Here is an 18,569-nt window from a genome sequence, read left to right on the forward strand (position 1 = left end):
GATAGGAATAATCTTACTTGAAAAGATACATTCATTCAATGTTTTCCCCATTATATACATAAAAAAAACAGCCTCTTGATCAGAGGCTGTCGGTTATTTTAGACACAGAGGGGAAATCCCGATCGTGCCGTCCTATAAATCTATATGTTTTGAACCCGCTCTAGGCAGGTGGGTGCCCTGCAGTAAAATTTGTAAGTCCTCGCGAAGGAGGCATGTACGCCATTTACAAACCCGAGCTCCCGTAACATACATTGTTCGGTCAAAACAGATAGTGAAAATAAACGGACACATCAGGACTTCCCTTCGTTGAAATTATAATAACATACGTAAATAATGTTTTCAACTTTCAATTGTCTAAATATTTAAAAATCACTTTTTCGCTGTTTGACGAATAGCTAAATGCAATTCCTCCAGTTGGCCGGAGCTTACTTCACTCGGAGCATCCATTAAAAGATCGCTGGCACTCGCTGTTTTTGGGAAAGCAATCGTGTCGCGTAAGTTTGTGCGCCCTGCAAGCAGCATAACCATCCGATCAAGTCCGAGAGCAATCCCGCCATGAGGAGGAGTCCCATACTCAAACGCATCCAGCAAGAAACTAAATTGCTCTCTTGCTTCTTCCTTCGTAAAGCCAAGCACTTCAAACATTTTTTCCTGGATATCACGCTCGAATATCCGAATAGAACCGCCGCCAAGCTCATACCCATTTAAAACAATATCATAAGCTTGTGCTCGTACTTTTTCCGGTTCATCATTTAGGAGTGGCAAGTCTTCACGAACTGGCATTGTAAATGGATGATGAGCAGCAAAATAACGCTTTGCGTCCTCATCATACTCAAGAAGTGGCCAATCTGTCACCCACAGGAAATTAAATTTATTTTCATCGATTAAGCCAAGATCCTTTCCAAGCTTTAAACGAAGAGCGCCAAGGGCGTCGGCTACGATCGATTTTTTATCTGCCACAAATAGCAATAAGTCGCCTGCAGCCGCTTCTGCAGAAGAGATTAAACCATTTTGTTCTTCCTCGGAGAAGAATTTAGCGATTGGTCCCTTCAAGCCGTCTTCTTCCACTTTCATCCAGGCAAGCCCTTTTGCTCCGTATATAGCAGCGAACTCCGTTAATGCATCAATATCTTTACGAGAGTAAATCGTTCCACCATTTTTAACGTTGAGGAGCTTAACTTGTCCACCGCTGGCAACAGCGCTAGCGAACACTTTAAAGCCTGAATCCTTTACTTGTTCAGACACATTGACTAATTCCATACCGAAGCGTGTATCCGGCTTATCGGAACCAAAGCGACTCATGGCCTCGTCATAGGTCATTCGCGGGAATGCCTCAGTTATTTCAATGCCTTTTACTCGCTTCATCACACGTTTCAGCATTTCTTCTGCCATAGCCATAATATCTTCCTGGCTCATAAAACTTGCTTCAATATCGATTTGTGTAAATTCCGGTTGACGGTCTGCTCGCAAATCTTCATCACGGAAACAGCGAGCAATTTGATAATAACGGTCAAATCCAGATACCATCAGCAGCTGCTTGAACAACTGTGGTGATTGTGGCAGCGCATAAAATTCTCCTCCGTGGACACGGCTCGGCACTAAATAATCACGCGCTCCTTCTGGTGTGCTCTTTGTCAAAATCGGTGTTTCTACATCAAGAAATCCTTCTTCATCAAGATAATCACGCACTGCTTTTGTCACATCGCTGCGCATTTTAAATGTTTCATACATCACTGGACGACGTAAATCCAGGTAGCGGTATTTCAAGCGAATGTCCTCAGACACTTCTGTCGCATCTTCAATTGGGAACGGAGGAGTTTTCGCCTCGCTTAAAATCGTTATTTCATTTACTTTTATTTCAACTTTTCCAGTAGCAATGTTTTCATTAACTGTACTTTCGTCACGAGCGATGACTGTTCCTTGAATATCTAATACATATTCATTACGTACTTTTTCAGCTATAGCTAATGCTTCAGCAGATGTTTCGGGATCAAACACGATTTGTACAATGCCTGTGCGGTCGCGAAGATCGATAAAAATGACTCCGCCTAAATCTCTGCGGCGCTGTACCCATCCTTTTAAAGTGACGCTTTCACCAATTTGCTGCTCTGAAATTTTTCCACATTCATATGATCTGCCAAACATTATTTTTCCTCCATTTTCTTTCTTAATGTCTCAACGAATTGGTCAAGCGTTATCTCTTGCTGCTCGCCAGTTTCCATGTCTTTTATATTGATTTTATTTTCCTTTAGTTCATCTTCGCCTAAGATTGCCACAAACCTTGCATTTAAGCGGTCGGCCGCTTTAAATTGAGCCTTCATTTTTCTGTCTTGATAGTCGCGTTCCGCCTTTATTCCTGCTTTTCGCAAGTCATGAACCAATTTAACCGTATGATCTCTCGCTTCTTCTCCTAAAGAAGCAACATAACAATCGAGACGGTTGTCAGCTGTCCATTCGATCCCTTCTGCCTCCATGGCAGCTAGAAACCTTTCCATACTAAAAGCAAAACCGATACCAGGAACGTCCGGACCGCCCATTTCACTAACGAGCCCGTTGTAACGCCCGCCACCGCACAAAGTTGTAATGGCACCAAACCCCTTTGCCCGGCTCATGATTTCGAAAGCTGTATGGTTATAATAATCAAGGCCGCGAACGAGGGTGGGGTCGATCGTAAAATTGATGCCCAAAGCGGTTAAATAGCTTTGCACTTTTTCAAAATATGTACGGGAATACTCATTTAAATAATCTAGAATAGATGGGGCTGACTTCATTAATTCATGATCCCGGTCTTTTTTACAATCAAGGATACGCATTGGGTTTTTTTCTAAGCGGCTTTGACAATCCTCACAAAACTCTCCAATCCGCGGTTGGAAATGTTGGATAAGCGCTTCTCTATGAGATACTCGACTCTCTTTATCGCCAAGGGAGTTGAGGACAAGTTCAATGTCCTTTAATCCTGCTGATTGATAAATGTCCATAACAAGCGCCATTACTTCCGCATCAATCGCCGGATCTTCACTGCCAATCGCTTCCACACCAAACTGAACAAACTGACGATATCGTCCTGACTGCGGACGCTCATAGCGAAACATTGGTCCGTTATAATATAATTTAACCGGTTGGTTCGGGTCACCGAACATTTTATTTTCCACAAACGAACGAACAACAGCGGCTGTTCCTTCCGGGCGAAGAGTCAAGCTGCGGTCGCCACGATCAGTAAATGTATACATTTCTTTTTGCACGATGTCTGTTGTATCACCGACACTTCGTTGAAACAATTCTGTGTGTTCAAAAATCGGCGTCCGAATTTCTTTATATTGATAATTACGGCAAATATCTGTAGCAATCTTCTCAAGCTGCTGCCATTTCTCTACCGTTCCTGGCAAAATGTCCTGTGTGCCGCGCGGAATATTTACACTCATTTCCTTTTCCTCCTTCAATCAATTTTCAGGTGTTTTTTTCCAAATAAAAAAACTCTTCATCCCTCCAAATAAGGGACGAGAGTTTCATTCCCGTGGTACCACCCTAGTTAAAGCGAACTTGTCGCTTTCACTTTTCCGATAACGCTTGGTCGCGTTTTCCCTTACTAAAAAACTTTTCTTTCAAGGAAAAACCTCCGGAGTGTTCCTTCATTATGGTGCTGGCGGGAACAGCTTACAGCCATGGCTATTCCTCTCTGGACGTGCGATCCGTAATTACTTTTCTCCCTCATTGGTTTGATCATTCAATTGTCAGTAACAGCCAAACAGGTACTAACGCGTATGATAAGGCCCGGGAGACTTCTCTAGACAGTCTCCAACCGTACTACACGTACACCTTCCGCTTTTCAATATCAATGTTCCTATTATAAAAAACTTTACTGAAGCATTCAAGTTTCTTTTTCACAACTTTCCGCATATAGAAAGCTTTTTGACTGTTTTATCCTGAAAAGACGGACCATTTTCTTAATTTTAGAAAAATCACGGAAAGAAACACCAAATCGTGAAAGAGATGCTAAAATAATACGTGAATTTATTTATCTTTTTTGAAGGCGGTGGATTATGGAAAGAAAGACAGTCAGTTTAATCATGGCATTTGTTTTACTATTGAGCCTTTTGCCTGCAGCCACTACTTTTGCAGAGGAGGCGCAACAGGTAGAAATTGCCGTGAACAAAGCAAATGTTCGCAGTGAGCCGAGTATGTCCGCCAGCCTGGTGGGACAAGCAGAGCGCGGCAAGAAGTACATAGTATTAAAGGAAAAATATGACTGGTATCAAATTCAGCTTGCAAACGGCACAAAAGGCTGGGTTGCTGGCTATATTGTTAAAGGGGCCAGCACTTCGGTCCAAGAAGACAAACAAGGGATTGTAAAAAGTACAACAGCTGAGAGATCGGCGACTGTTCTCGTTGATGATTTAAACGTACGCAACGAGCCTTCGCTATCAGCCGGTGTTCTTGGCAAGCTGCATATCGGCGAGCAAGTACCAGTTGAAAAAGTGACAAATGATTGGGTACATATCCATTACAAGGGACAAAGAGCTTGGGTAAGTCGACAATTTGTCCGCATCTCGAATAAAACGAAACAAACAGCGGACAACAGCGAGGCTCCAGCAGACGGTTTTGCCGTTATTTTATATAATGGGACCAACCTTCGTTCCGATGCCAGCACATCTGCTTCTGTCGTGGCAAGAGGATCACAAGGAGAACGCTATCCTATTCAATCCCGGGTTGGCGATTGGTATAAAATTAGTCTTTCCAGCGGCCAAAAAGCCTATGTGGCGAGCTGGGTGGTGTCAGTCAATGGAAAGGCTGCCGTGGACGAGCCTTCAACCGAGCCAGTTGCTGACCGCACACCTGGGTTAAGAGGGAAAACCATCATTCTCGATCCGGGCCATGGCGGTGTCGATGCCGGGACCACGGGTATGCACGGAACGTTTGAGAAATTTATTACCTTAAAAACAGCGGAACGCTTATACCATAAGCTGCGTCAGGCAGGGGCTAATGTTATTTTAACCCGATCGGATGATCAATACATCTCTCTTCCTTCCCGGGTGGCCACGGCCAGATATCATCGTGCTGATGCGTTCATCAGTCTTCACTATGATAGCACTCACCATAACGGAGCAAACGGCTTTACTACCTATTACTATCACAATGGGCATAAACAGCTTGCAAAAAAGGTAAACCGTAATTTAGAACAGTCTCTTCCTATGAAAAATCGTGGTGTCCGTCACGGTGACTATTACGTTTTACGTGAAAACAGCCAGCCTGCCATTTTACTGGAACTTGGCTATTTAAGCAATCCACGAGAGGCTTCGGCTGTTGTAACAAGCCCTTATCAAGAGTTAATTACCAATGGTGTATATAATGGGTTAAGCTCTTATTTTAATAACTAATATGAAAAACAGACGAATCCAAAATGGATTCGTCTGTTTTTTTATTAGCCCTGTTACGAAGGAGTATGGATTGACGCTCTGGTCGCTTTGTTTTTATGGACGCTATCGCTTGAAGCGCCTGCACCTCTTCATTTCGTAGGAAGACAACCGACCTTCATGTCTTCCTGCTAAGAGAAAAAGCGACTCTCTAAAGAGCCGCTTTAGTTGCTTTCTAATATAAATGTGACCGGTCCGTCATTAATAAGGGACACATCCATCATTGCACCAAATTTCCCCGTTTCAACATGGACACCTTTTTCTCTCAGCATTTCATTGAATCGGTCGTACAATTTCTCAGCTTGCTCTCCTTTAGCGGCGCTCATAAAGTTGGGACGGCGCCCTTTACGGCAATCGCCATACAAGGTGAATTGAGAAACAGATAAAATGGCACCACCTTCATCAAGCAGTGAACGATTCATCTTTCCTTCTTCATCCTCAAAAATTCTTAAGTGGACAATTTTTTCTGCCAAATAAGCCGCTTCTGCTTCCCCGTCTTCATGAGTCACACCAACAAGAAGCACGAGGCCGCTATCAATGCGGCCTACCACTTCTCCTTCTACAGTAACCGATGCTTCTTTACTTCTTTGCAAAACAACTTTCATTGTTAAAACACCCTTAATTTAAAATTCTGTGTACTGAATAAATATCTGGTATTTGCTTAATCCGTTCCACTACTTTATGCAGGTGACTAATGTTGCGAATATAAATGGCCATATCAATCTTTGCCACTTTATTGCGGTCCGATCTCCCCGAAACAGTGGAAATATTCGTTTTCGTTTCGCTGACCGCTTGCAGCACCTCATTCAATAATCCTTGACGATCATACCCTGAAATTTCAATCTCAACCGTGTACTCTTTTTGATCAGCCGCGCCGCCTTCCCATTCTACTTCGATCAGACGGTCTGTCGATTCTTCATCATTGACGTTCGGACAATCAGCTCGGTGCACAGAAACACCGCGTCCTTTCGTAATATAACCAACGATGTCATCTCCAGGAACAGGATTACAACAGCGAGACAAACGGATAAGAAGATTATCAATGCCTTTCACTGTCACTCCGGAATTTTTCTTTGGATGAGACGGGGAGGAAACAGGCTTTAAATCTTTTAACGTTTCTTCAACGATTGCCTCCTGGTCTCTCATTTTCCGCAATTTTTCGGTCAGGCGGTTAACCACTTGCAAAGCGGTGATCCCATTGTATCCAACAGCTGCATACATATCTTCTTCATTGGCAAAATTAAACTTCTCTGCCACACGCTTCACATTGTCAGGAGTGAGGACTTCCTTCACATCGAAATCCATGTTTTTAATTTCTTTCTCAACTTGTTCCCGACCTTTAATTACATTTTCTTCGCGGTTTTGCTTTTTGAAAAATTGTTTAATCTTATTTTTCGCCTGTGAGGTCTGAGCCATTTTCAACCAGTCTTTACTTGGGCCGTATGAATGCTTAGATGTTAAAATCTCGACGATATCTCCTGTTTGAAGCTTATAATCGAGAGTAACCATCTTTCCATTCACTTTTGCACCGATGGTTTTGTTGCCAATTTCGGAATGAATGCGATAAGCAAAATCAAGAGGGACCGAGCCCTTTGGAAGCTCAATGACATCTCCCTTTGGTGTGAAAATAAAGACCATATCGGAAAAGAAGTCAATCTTTAATGATTCCATGAATTCTTCTGCATCCGCAGAATCATTTTGATACTCCATAATTTCCCGGAACCAGGACATCTTTTTGTCGAATGAAGCTTTTTCATCAACCGTCTTGCCTTCTTTATATGCCCAATGAGCAGCTACCCCGTACTCAGCGATATGATGCATATCCTTCGTGCGGATCTGCACTTCAAGCGGGTCTCCTTTTGGGCCGATGACTGTCGTATGAAGAGACTGATACATATTCGTTTTCGGCATAGCAATATAATCTTTAAATCGACCCGGCATTGGCTTCCAGCAAGTATGAATAATTCCTAATACTGCATAGCAGTCTTTAATACTGTCAACAATAACCCGAACAGCTAGCAAATCATAAATTTCATTGAATTGCTTATGTTGAAGCACCATTTTACGATAAATGCTGTAAATATGCTTTGGCCGCCCAGATAGCTCGGCCTTAATCGAAATCTCGTCCAAACGCGTCTTTACATCATTAATCACTTCATCCAAGTATTGCTCACGTTCCGCCCGTTTACGCTTCATTAAATTAACAATTCGATAATATTGCTGCGGATTTAAATAACGTAAAGCAATATCTTCTAATTCCCATTTAATTTTTGATATTCCTAAACGGTGAGCCAGCGGTGCGAAGATTTCAAGTGTTTCATTGGCAATGCGCCGCTGTTTTTCATGAGGCAAGTGCTTTAGTGTCCGCATATTATGCAGACGGTCTGCCAGTTTAATTAAAATAACCCGGATATCCTGCGCCATTGCTACAAACATTTTCCGATGATTTTCCGCCTGCTGCTCTTCTTTAGATTTATATTTAATCTTTCCTAGCTTTGTTACCCCATCTACGAGCATGGCCACTTCTTTGCCGAAGGCTTCTTCCATGTCTGCCAACGTTATGTCTGTATCTTCAACGACATCATGCAAAAAACCGGCTGCTACAGTGGCCGGATCCATTTCTAAATCTGCCAGTATTCCTGCTACCTGAATCGGGTGGATAATGTAAGGCTCCCCTGATTTACGGTACTGGTCCTTATGCGCTTCCTTAGCGTATTGATAAGCTTTTTCTACGAGCTTGACATGTTCTGCGTTTAAATATTCACTCGCCTTCTCAATCACTTCATCGGCAGTCAATACCCGATCTTTTGCCATATGTTTACTCACCTTTGCCATCTATTAAATATTTTTGTTTCTGCTCTAAAAGATACTAATAGTTCTTATTATCGAAAAAAAGTAGGCAGATGTAAAGATATCTTGCTCATTTTCTAAAGAAAATGAAAAAGAATGTCGAAAATATTCACGTTATTTTCAGATTTTTTCTAAAACTGCCCTTCTTTAGCAAAGAAGGTATAAAAAAACAGGCACTGTCATCAGTGCCTGTTTTTCCTTTTATTCATAAGGAATCAATGTCAATACATCATATCCGTCCAATTTACTGCGTCCATTCAAGTAAGAAAGCTCCACTAAGAATGCAATACCTGCCACGATTCCACCCAGCTGTTCCACAAGCTTAATGGTAGCTTCAATTGTACCGCCTGTAGCAAGCAAGTCATCTGTAATTAATACACGCTGGCCCGGCTTCACCGCGTCTTTATGAATGGTCAAAACGTCATCCCCGTATTCCTTTCCATAGGTTACCTTCACTGTTTCACGCGGAAGTTTTCCTTCTTTGCGCACAGGAGCAAAACCGACACCCAGCGCATAAGCGACTGGACAGCCGACAATAAATCCACGGGCTTCAGGACCGACAATTAGATCAATCTCTCTCTCTTTAGCATATTCGACAATTTGATCTGTCGCATAGCGAAAAGCCTCTCCGTTGTCCATTAATGGCGTAATATCTTTAAACTTAATGCCCGGCTTTGGCCAATCCGGTACAATTTTAATATACGGCTTTAAATCCATGATTCAACTTCCTCCTCATTATCAACAGGGGCATTCACATGCTTATCCAGCCAGTCCTTTAATTCCTGGCATGAAGAATAGAGCAGCTGATTCTCCAGTTCAAATTGCATTTTCTTATTTTGATAGGTTCGAGATTCATTCAAATCTCGTTTAGGAGCCTGTTCATTCAAATGAATGACTCCTTCACTTATTGTAACAAAGTCAAGCTCAAAAAACACTTTTGACATAAAGTCAATCGTTTCCCGCGACCACCCGCGATGCTGGGCAAGCTGGTCTCCTTGTTTAGTTAAATCAAAGCTTTTTCTTTTTAATAAAAAAGCGTATAGCCATTTAAAATGTTCCCTCGTCGGCATCGTGCTGAAGAAGTGACTGTCCTTTTGATAGAAGTGAGCATAGATGCGTTCCGGGCAGCCTGTTTGCAGGAGTGCTTCCACTACTTCTCTCGTCGGGGGCAAGTCAACCAGCACAATGTTTTGCTTGTCAATGGACAATTGTAAAGCGGCTTCCTGCCCATTGACATATACAGTTTCTCCAGCAAATTTGCCTAAATTTAATTCGGCTGCTGTTTCCTCTTTAAATGTAACCAACAAGCGGTCATCCGGCACTTGGCTTATCCACCTTTCAAGCTGCCGATGACCTCTGACGTCAAATAATTGCCAATCGTCCACACGAAGATCTTTTAGAAACAATTGCGGCTTTCGAATATTATTCCACTCATTAACTGCTAATTCTCCAATAGCTGATACTTTTGAAAAAGGAGCAATATGATCAGCATATTGGCCCAGGCCAAAACCAATGCTATCCAGCGAACCGGCAGAGTTTTCAAGCTGAAGCTTCAAATGTGTCTTATCGGATCCAATCTTACGAATAGTGGAAAATTCCACTTTCTCGATCAGTACTTGTGGTTTGGGGTTGCCCATTCCATAAGGTGCCAACATATTCAATTCTTCAATTACAGACAAATTCACCTGTGCTAGCGGCACCACTGCATCAAGCTCCGTAACAGGAACCAGGTCTTCGGCAGATAGCTGCTCGCTAGCGAGTGAGCAAAGACGCTCTCTCAGCTCATCAACATCAGACAATTCCAGCGTCATGCCAGCTGCCATTGGGTGCCCACCAAAATGAGGAAGCAATTCCCGGCACTCGGACAAATTCTTGAAGAGATCAAAGCCTGGAATACTTCTTGCTGATCCCTTTGCCTTATTCGTTTCTGGATCAAAACTAAGCACAATAGCCGGCCGGTAGAATGTATCTACTAGTCTCGATGCCACAATGCCGATCACACCAGCATTCCAATTTTCTTTGCCTACAACAATAACAGGATATTTTTCTGGGGGATAGTGGGCCTGTACTGTCTCAATTGCTTCCTTTGCAATCTCTGAAACAATCGTTTGCCGTTCTTTGTTCATGGCGTCAATTTCCTGGGCAAGTTCACTCGCCTCTGCCCGATCTTTTGTGAGCAGTAAATCAACAGCCGGCGCTGCATCAGCGAGACGGCCGGCGGCATTGATGCGAGGAGCAATCATAAAGCCCACTGTTTCCTCATCTACCGCTTCTGGCTTTGTAGATGTTAGCTGTAAAAGCGCTTCAATTCCTGGACGCGAAGCCTGCTGAAGCTTTTTTATTCCCGCTTTGGCGATGGTTCGATTCTCTCCCTTTAAAGGCACAAGATCTGCAATTGTCCCAATAGCAGCCAGGTCCAATAGATGTTCCGGCACATGGCCATACAACGCATGGGCCACCTTAAAGGCTACTCCAACGCCTGCTAAATAAGGAAATGGATAGCTTCCTCCTGGCAGATTCGGATGAATAATAGCCAGCGCCTGCGGAAGCTCTGGTCCCGGCTCGTGGTGATCAGTAATAATTAAATCCATGCTAAGCTCAGCGGCTACAGCTGCTTCATTCACTGCAGCAATACCCGTATCTACAGTAATGATTAGCTGATACCCCTGTTCCTTTGCCAAACGAAAAGCTGACTCATTTGGCCCATATCCTTCGGTAAAGCGATTTGGAATATAGAAATCTACTTTTGCCCCCAAATCCGTTAAAGCCGTCATCATAACAGACGTGCTGCTTACTCCGTCTGCATCATAATCTCCAAATACTAAAATGGGCTCTTCATTTTCAATCGCCCGATAAATTCGCTCAATCGCTGTTCTCATTCCATCGAACAAAAATGGATCGTGAAATTCATGCCCTTTATCGTATAAAAAACTCCGCGCTGCATCTGTCTCAGTTATACCGCGATTGATCAACAAGGAGGCCAACAATGGGCTAATTCCCAATTGTTCCATCAGTTGATCCCTCACTTGTTCATCTGTCTTCTGAACAATCCAGCGGGTTTTTGATTTTAACATACCGTCACCCCTTAGCCCTACTATTATACAAGAGTAAAAATAGGGATTCAATGCAGGTGTTTATTTTCATAAAAAAAAGCGTTCTAGAGCAAATCTTCTAGAACACCTTGTATGGAGAGGATCCCTGCTTATTTTCCATCAGGAGCTATTCGTTTGATTGAATCAGCTTGGCTCTTTTCCCGTCTCTCCAGCTTTAAATCGTGAAGTTCCTGTTTTAGTTTTTCAATTTGATGAATAAGCACATCGTTTTGCCGCCTCAAGCCGATTGTACGAAACAGACTGAACGCTCCTGAAACTACTCCTCCCATTAATACCGAAACTATGATGACAAGGACAAGCGGCCATTCCGACTGTCCAAATACATAATTTACTTCCACCGGATTAACGTTAATGACAGCAAACACTGCAACAACCAAAGCAAAAAGAATCACGAGTAGCAAAGCCGATTGCATCTTCATCTTTATTCCTCCTTTTCAGCTAACTCTCTTCCTTGAAGCGCGATTGGTCGGGGTTTATATGAATGAAAGCGTCCTGAACGTCAGGAAGTGCCAGCAGCTTCTGCTTTACTTGCTTTCCGACACTATGCCCTTCTTCTACGGTCATTAAAGGATCCACGGATATTTTCAAATCTATAATTACATAATGGCCGTGTTCCCGTGCGTAAAGAGAATTAATCTTTCGCACATCAGGAACAGATAAGACGGCCTCTCTAAATGAGCCTGTATTCTCCTCATGAAGAACATGGTCCATTGTGTTGTGTATCGACTCGCTTCCGACCGTCCAAGCAATCTTCAACACAAGCACCGAAACAAGAAGCCCCGCAACTGGATCACCATAAACAAGCCATTCTATTCCGAGCTTCCCACCTAGCATCGCGGCCCCAATACCAATCAGTGCAGCTATAGAAGAGTACACATCCGAACGGTGTTCATATGCGTTCGCAATTAGCGCATTACTCTTTAACCTTTTTCCCAACCGGTACTTGTATTGAAACATCGCCTCTTTCACAAGAATAGAAAAGAGAACAGCATAAATAGCAATGGCCTTGGGAGGCTCGATGTTGTGAAAAAATGCTTTAACTGACGAAATGCCAATCTCGATTCCGACAAGAACGAGCAGTACAGCAACAACAATAGCTGAAATAGACTCTGCTTTGCCATGCCCATAGGGATGATCTTCATCAGGTGGGCGTTTAGCCGCTCTTAAGCCAACCCATACAGCGAGTGAGCCAGCCACATCGGATGCTGAGTGTGCAGCATCTGCAATCAGCGCCCGGCTGTGGCCGATCACTCCGCATACTCCCTTAAGAACAGCCAAAAAAATATTCCCGACGATTCCAACCACTGCTGCAAATTCTGCTTTTTTAAATCTTTCCTCTTTCTCCATCTAACGGCCTCCTCCATTTCCTCTGCTATTATTATGAACAATCAGCAGAGGATTCATGAAAAGGGACAGCCGTCCGATTGATTATCTTACAGAAAAAACCCTCTGTCATTTACATAAGAGTAGATGACAGAGGACTTTACACTTCAGGTTAACAGAATAGCGGTAAACGACACTCCCTCTTTCGGAGTCTGAACGGCAACTTCTCGCCGAGCGCTATCGCGCTGATTGAGCACCTTCCGCTTTTCTTTATACTTGTGGTTCGTCGCTCCATTGTTTTTTCTCTTTGTAAGTAATAATAGAGCCTTTTTTCTTGAGTTCCTTCTTCTTCCATATGAGCCACAGCTGGGCGGCGATAAAGAGGGACGAGTACACCCCTGAAATCAGACCAACGAGAAGCGCAATGGAAAAGTTACGGATTGATTCACTTCCAAATAGAAGCAAGGCAACGACAGCAATAACAACCGTCAGGACAGTATTGACTGAACGCGTAAACGTTTGGCGCAAGCTGACATTGACGATGTCTTCAAGCTCCTGCTCTGTTTTGATTTTGCGTCTCTTCGCCATATTCTCACGCATCCGGTCAAAGGTAACAATCGTGTCATTAATGGAATAACCGATGATCGTTAGAACCGCAGCGATAAAGGTAATATCTACTTCAAGGCGTATTAGACTGAAAACAGCTACGATGAAAAAGGCATCGTACAGCAAGGAAATAATCGCTCCGAGCGCCATGTAAATTTCAAAGCGGATCGTCACGTACAAAATAATCCCAACAGAAGCAATAACAAGAGCTTTGACCGCATTTTTCGCAAGCTCTTTTCCAATGATTGGCGAAACTGTACTGATATTTGGCTCACTGCCATACTTTTTAGCGAAGTGTGCTTTTACATCCGCTACTTTATCTTGAGAGAAAGACTCTTTAAAACGGGCAACCCCCACGTTTTTCTTTTCTCCCGAAAGAACGATATCGTCCGTAGAAAGACCAACTTCTTTTAATTCATTTTTCACCACTTCTTCAGTTAATGGCTTGTTTGACATAATTTCCATGCGCGTTCCGCTTGAAAAGTCAATTCCAAGGTTCAAACGGAAGAACGCCAGAACAATGATGCCTGCTACAAGAACAATTGCTGAAAAAGCGAAAAATTTATTATGATGCTTCACAAAATCAAGCTTGTCAAAGCGTGTCGGTAAATCGATCGTATCATAGTTCTCGCTAATGTCTTTAATATCTTTTTTCCTAACACCAAACCAGCCTGGTTTGTCCTTTAGCCAGTTGCTTTGAACAAACAAGCTGAGCAGCAAGCGAGACCCCCAAATGGCCGTAATGAAACTCACGAGGATGCTGACAATAAGCGTCGTCGCAAACCCTTTAACCGAGCTTGTCCCGAAGTAAAATAGAACGGCCCCGGCCAAAATAGTCGTTAAGTTTGCATCAAGAATCGTTAGAAAGGAACTTTTATTCCCTTCTTTAAAAGCGGCCCTGATCGAGCGGCCTACTTTAATTTCTTCTCTGATCCGTTCATACGTAATGATGTTGGCATCAACCGCCATCCCAACACCGAGAATTAAAGCGGCAATACCTGGAAGCGTTAAGACAACATTCATCCAGTCAAAAACTAGTAAAATTAAATAGATATAGACTGAAAGAGTAACTGTCGCAATGAATCCCGGCAACCGGTAATAGAAAAGCATAAATAAATAGATAATAGAGATCCCGATAATCCCGGCGAGGATCATTTCATTCAGTGCTTTTTCCCCAAATTGCGCTCCAATGGAAGTGGAATACACTTCATCCAATTTTACTGGCAAGGCACCAGCTTTGAGTAAAGACGCCAGGTTCTGTGCTTCTTCAACTGTAAAATTTCCTTCAATTGTCACTTCATTCGTATCAAATACTTGGCTAACATTTGGCGCAGATAGGAATCCTGGATTTTTCTGCTGAACTTCTTTTCGGAAAGAGTCTTTTCCTTCTTCAAAATCAAGCCAAATAACAAGCTGATTGTTTGGCGCCATCTTAAGAACGTGCTCTGTCACTTCTTTAAACTTCTTGCTGCTTTTCAATTTTAATGCAACGTTTGGCGCTCCTTGCTGTGTGAACGATTGCTTCGCTCCGCCTTCTGCAAGGTCACTCCCGTCCATCATAAGCTTATCGTTGGCATCGCGGAAAGACAGATTTGCTTGCGTAGAAAGCATTTTCCTTGCTTCTGTTTGGTCTTCTACACCCGCGAGCTGAACACGGATACGATTGCCTTCTTCAATCTGAATAATCGGCTCACTTACGCCGAGAGCATTCACCCGCTTATCCAGGGCATCGGCTGTATTTTTCACGACTTCTTGTGTAATCTTCTGGCCCGGTTTTGCTGGTTCAACCTCATACAGCACTTCAAACCCGCCTTGAAGGTCAAGCCCAAGTTTTATATTGTTGACAATGTCCTTTGTCGTGAGCCCGATTGCACTTGCAAGCAGCAGCACAATAAGAAAAAAGGCCACAATCCGGCTGCGTTTTACCATTGTACAATTTCCTCCTTAATTCAAATCATCTGCAACAAATGAATAAAATGATTTCCAATATGATGAAAAAAATTCTGGTAAAAGGATACCAGAATTCCTTAACAAAACTATTATGAAGTAGAAAATAACTGCTGTCAATTTTACTTAACTTTTTTCGTCCCAAGCAGTTCCCGCAGTTCTTCCCCTTTGACTTCCTCAAACCAATTCGTCGAGCGATAGGCTTCAACGGTTGCATAATTCATATAATCCCCCGGCATCATGGATAGGATATCAGCGACGAGTTCATATACGTGTACATCCTCTTCAGGCTTTCGCCATTTTTTCATCGTTAAATACTTCCACAAAGAAGGAATGTCAATGGTTCCGTAATTCAACAGCCGAAATTCCTCAACCTTGCTTTTTAACGCCGGCAATAAATATTGAAAATACTTGTCATATGGATGTATTTCCCCCATCCTTCTCCTCCCCTTTTGTTTAGAAGAATCAATGAACTTGTCATGCTTGCCCGACTAGATGGCATATATATCATTGTAAAGCAATTCATCTATTTTGAGAAGGCAGGGAGACAGATGTCAAAGTTTTTAAAGGGGACACTCGTTTTAATGGCAGCTATGTTCATCACAAAAATACTCGGCTTTGTCAATCGCATTGTAATCGCCCGTCTGATCGGCGAGGAAGGTGTCGGCTTATACATGATGGTATTCCCATCATTTATTCTTGTAGTCACACTCACACAGATGGGGCTCCCTGTAGCCATCTCCAGAAGTATTGCCGCCGCAGAAGCAAGGGGCGACATAGCAAAAATGAAAAGGATTTTAGCTGTATCGCTATCTATTACGCTGTCACTATCGTTACTTTTTACACCTGCACTTTTGCTGCTCGCTCCTTATTTGTCAGAAGTGTTATTTACCGATCCGCGCACCTACTATCCTTTAATCGCCATTACGCCAGCTATTCCGATTATTGCGGTTTCCTCCGTGCTACGTGGATATTTCCAAGGTAGACAAAATATGAAGCCGGCTGCTTATTCTCAAATATTGGAGCAGATTGTCCGAATTGGTCTGATTGCTTTATTTACAAAGGAAATGCTCCCTTATGGAATGGAATTCGCTGCTGCCGGAGCAATGGCTGCCGCTGCCTGTGGAGAACTTGTTTCATTGCTTTATTTATTACTAATGTTCCGATTTAATAAAAACTTTCTGCTTCGGCGTCGCTTCTTCCGGGCTATTCGCACTGGAAAAGAAACAGTAAAAGAACTATTCGAGGTCGCCATTCCTACAACTGGCAGCCGGATGATCGGTTCTCTCTCGTGGTTTTTTGAACCGATCGTCGTCACTCAAAGTTTAGCTATCGCTGGTGTAACAGCCATCGCGGCTACCAAACAATATGGGGTGTTAACCGGATATGCACTCCCGGTTATGTTCTTGCCATCATTCGTTACCCTAGCCTTGTCCACGTCTCTCGTTCCTGCTGTCAGCGAGGCGTACGCTAAGAAACAACATCAGCTGCTGGAGCACCGCGTCCAGGAAGCCTTGCGCTTTTGCCTTGTGACAGGCGGGCTGTCTGTGCTGCTTTTGTTCTTATATGCTGAACCGCTCATGCAATTTATGTATCATTCATCCAATGGTGCCCGCTTTATTGAGTTAATGGCTCCTTTTTTCTTATTTTATTATTATCAAGGCCCTCTCCAGGCTGTTTTGCAAGCGTTGAACTTGGCCAATGCAGCAATGATTAACAGCCTAATTGGCGCCGCTGTAAAGTTAGCTGTTATCTTTATTTTTGCTTCACAACCGCAATTTGGCATCTATGGCGCTGCGCTTGGCATGGCTGCAAGCATTTTACTCGTTACTCTGCTGCATTTGGCGACTGTCTTTAAAAAAATTTCTCTTACCGTAAACATTCACCAGTACGTTAAATTTTCTCTCGTTCTGGCTGCTTCTTTCTTTATTAGCCGTTCCTTAAACGATCTATGGTTGGATACGCTTAGTTCTTTCACTTACCTAGCTGCCGGGGCAGCACTAACCATTCTTTGCTACTTTGTTTTTTCCGTTATGCTCGGTCTTGTGACTAAACAAGATTTATCGCGGCTTCCTTTTGTAAAAAAATAAATCGGCTTTTATACTCCCATCTTGTCAATATAAAACGTGCCATCATGGAAGCTACAAAACGAAATGCCTTTAATATCTTTGTAGCCTCTTTTCTTTAATTCACGCATGAGCCATTGCTCTGTTTTGCCAATCATTCGCAAATGTTCATGATGGACTTCGCCATCCAGCACAATCGGCAATGTGAATGAGCCCTCTTTTTTCTTATTCTCTTTCTTGAGAATTGACAGAGTGCCGGATGTTTCCAATATAGCGAATTCGATATCATCAATATGGCGAATATCTTTATCACGCAGTTGAAGAAGTAAATCATCATAATTATAGCGATGTCTTCTCATCGCCTTTTCATCAATCTTTCCGTGTTTAATAACAATCTCTGGTTTGCCGTCGATAAACTCTCTGAACTTTACATTTTTTAAAGAGATATACGCAAGGCTGATTTGAATAATAACGAGAAGAGCGATGGGCACAAGTGTGTGCATTAACGGATCATTCGGCTGCTCAATGGCAATGACAGCCATTTCACCAATCATAATGAATACAACGAGATCCAGGATACTCAGCTCACCAATCTCTCTTCGGCCCATCATCCGGAATACAAATAAAATAACAACATATAGAAATATGACTCGAAAAATGATTGTCCAGTAAACCATGGAACTCTCCTTTATATCTGTTAATGTTACCTCTTAGTGTGAGCCTAAGTGAAAAAAACATGAAATACAAACAATGGAAAGTAAGGAGGACTTTAACGTGAAGCCTTTCAGTTATGGAATTATGTATGGAACGATCGTAATTTTTGTATTTGCTGCGGTGTGTAGCCTTGTCTTTTCTCTTATTTTACGGTTCAGCTCGTTGAATGAATCATCCTTGCATCTCTCGATTACAATCACCTCATTTTTTGTGCTTTTTATCGGGGGATTTATTTCAGGAAAGCTCTCTGGCCAAAAGGGCTGGCTCTCAGGAGGAGCCGCTGGGCTCTTATACAGTTTAGTTATGATTCTTTACCAGTATTTAGGTCATGATTCCGTCTTCGGATGGGAGCAGCTCGTCTATCATCTCTGCTTTATCGTCACAGCAATGATGGGCGGTGTGCTCGGTGTGAATATGTCTTCAAAAAAATAAAAAAAGCAAATCAACCTATTTGGTTGATTTGCTCAGACTGTAGACAAACTCAATGAAATTCTAGAGTTTGTCTACAGTCCTTTTTATTTTGCTTGTGAATGGGGGCT

At 42.8% G+C, this 18,569-nt stretch carries 14 protein-coding genes, 1 other RNA gene and 1 other annotated feature; of the genes, 3 read left to right on the plus strand and 12 right to left on the minus strand.

What is annotated here, in order from left to right:
* Positions 1-111: 111 nt before the first annotated feature.
* The 3 genes from ssrS to hisS all read right to left on the minus strand — a co-directional run bounded on the left by ssrS (position 112) and on the right by hisS (position 3,422).
* Positions 112-300: non-coding RNA, 6S RNA (ssrS, locus tag ACH0BF_RS14990), on the minus strand.
* A 69-nt stretch (positions 301-369) separates the two neighbouring features.
* Positions 370-2,145 (minus strand): aspartate--tRNA ligase, encoded by a 1,776-nt coding sequence (gene aspS, locus ACH0BF_RS14995; RefSeq protein WP_340853173.1) that lies wholly within the window; start codon positions 2,143-2,145, stop codon positions 370-372.
* A complete protein-coding gene (gene hisS, locus ACH0BF_RS15000) occupies positions 2,145-3,422 on the minus strand; it encodes a histidine--tRNA ligase (protein ID WP_120033308.1) in 1,278 nt (425 codons plus the stop codon). The genes aspS and hisS overlap by 1 nt, the downstream gene beginning before the upstream one ends.
* 68 nt (positions 3,423-3,490) lie before the next feature.
* Positions 3,491-3,721, minus strand: a binding site (T-box leader).
* Between the two features lie 319 nt (positions 3,722-4,040).
* Between hisS and ACH0BF_RS15005 the strand changes: the two genes are divergently transcribed.
* Positions 4,041-5,375, plus strand: a complete 1,335-nt coding sequence (locus ACH0BF_RS15005; protein ID WP_340853172.1) for an N-acetylmuramoyl-L-alanine amidase family protein — start codon at positions 4,041-4,043, stop codon at positions 5,373-5,375.
* A gap of 200 nt (positions 5,376-5,575) precedes the next feature.
* Here ACH0BF_RS15005 and dtd read toward each other — a convergent pair whose 3' ends face one another.
* From dtd to ACH0BF_RS15045, 8 genes are all read right to left on the minus strand, one after another.
* Positions 5,576-6,016: a D-aminoacyl-tRNA deacylase gene (gene dtd / locus ACH0BF_RS15010; protein ID WP_120033314.1), complete on the minus strand. Its 441-nt coding sequence runs from the start codon at positions 6,014-6,016 to the stop codon at positions 5,576-5,578.
* 13 nt (positions 6,017-6,029) lie between these two features.
* A complete protein-coding gene (locus tag ACH0BF_RS15015) occupies positions 6,030-8,225 on the minus strand; it encodes a RelA/SpoT family protein (RefSeq protein WP_120033317.1) in 2,196 nt (731 codons plus the stop codon).
* A gap of 237 nt (positions 8,226-8,462) precedes the next feature.
* The gene (locus tag ACH0BF_RS15020) at positions 8,463-8,978 is read right to left on the minus strand and encodes an adenine phosphoribosyltransferase (RefSeq protein ID WP_120033320.1); all 516 of its coding nucleotides are present in this window, start codon (positions 8,976-8,978) and stop codon (positions 8,463-8,465) included.
* Positions 8,969-11,335, minus strand: coding sequence for a single-stranded-DNA-specific exonuclease RecJ (recJ, locus tag ACH0BF_RS15025; RefSeq protein WP_406909573.1), 2,367 nt, complete (start codon positions 11,333-11,335; stop codon positions 8,969-8,971). Before recJ ends, ACH0BF_RS15020 begins: the two co-directional genes overlap by 10 nt.
* Before the next feature lie 128 nt (positions 11,336-11,463).
* Entirely contained in the window at positions 11,464-11,793 is a 330-nt protein-coding gene (locus ACH0BF_RS15030; protein WP_120033327.1) for a LapA family protein, read from the minus strand.
* Between the two features lie 19 nt (positions 11,794-11,812).
* On the minus strand, positions 11,813-12,721 hold the full coding sequence (locus ACH0BF_RS15035; RefSeq protein WP_120033330.1) for a cation diffusion facilitator family transporter: 909 nt from the start codon (positions 12,719-12,721) through the stop codon (positions 11,813-11,815).
* A gap of 246 nt (positions 12,722-12,967) precedes the next feature.
* Positions 12,968-15,232: a protein translocase subunit SecDF gene (gene secDF, locus ACH0BF_RS15040; RefSeq protein ID WP_406909574.1), complete on the minus strand. Its 2,265-nt coding sequence runs from the start codon at positions 15,230-15,232 to the stop codon at positions 12,968-12,970.
* A 140-nt stretch (positions 15,233-15,372) separates the two neighbouring features.
* Positions 15,373-15,687, minus strand: a complete 315-nt coding sequence (locus ACH0BF_RS15045; protein WP_406909575.1) for a post-transcriptional regulator — start codon at positions 15,685-15,687, stop codon at positions 15,373-15,375.
* 114 nt (positions 15,688-15,801) lie between these two features.
* Here ACH0BF_RS15045 and spoVB point away from each other — a divergent pair, with 114 nt between their 5' ends.
* Positions 15,802-17,340, plus strand: a complete 1,539-nt coding sequence (gene spoVB, locus ACH0BF_RS15050; protein WP_340853161.1) for a stage V sporulation protein B — start codon at positions 15,802-15,804, stop codon at positions 17,338-17,340.
* Positions 17,341-17,348: 8 nt separating this feature from the next.
* Here the strand turns inward: spoVB and ACH0BF_RS15055 are convergent, their stop codons facing one another.
* Positions 17,349-17,993 carry a DUF421 domain-containing protein gene (locus ACH0BF_RS15055; protein WP_120033340.1) on the minus strand — a complete coding sequence of 215 codons (645 nt, stop codon included), beginning with the start codon at positions 17,991-17,993 and terminating at the stop codon, positions 17,349-17,351.
* Between the two features lie 97 nt (positions 17,994-18,090).
* On the opposite strand from ACH0BF_RS15055, the gene ACH0BF_RS15060 reads away from it, so the two are divergent.
* Positions 18,091-18,462, plus strand: coding sequence for a TIGR04086 family membrane protein (locus tag ACH0BF_RS15060; RefSeq protein WP_340853157.1), 372 nt, complete (start codon positions 18,091-18,093; stop codon positions 18,460-18,462).
* Positions 18,463-18,569 lie beyond the last annotated feature (107 nt).

It is taken from the genome of Pseudobacillus sp. 179-B 2D1 NHS (assembly GCF_045370945.1).
Taxonomy (GTDB): domain Bacteria; phylum Bacillota; class Bacilli; order Bacillales; family Domibacillaceae; genus Pseudobacillus.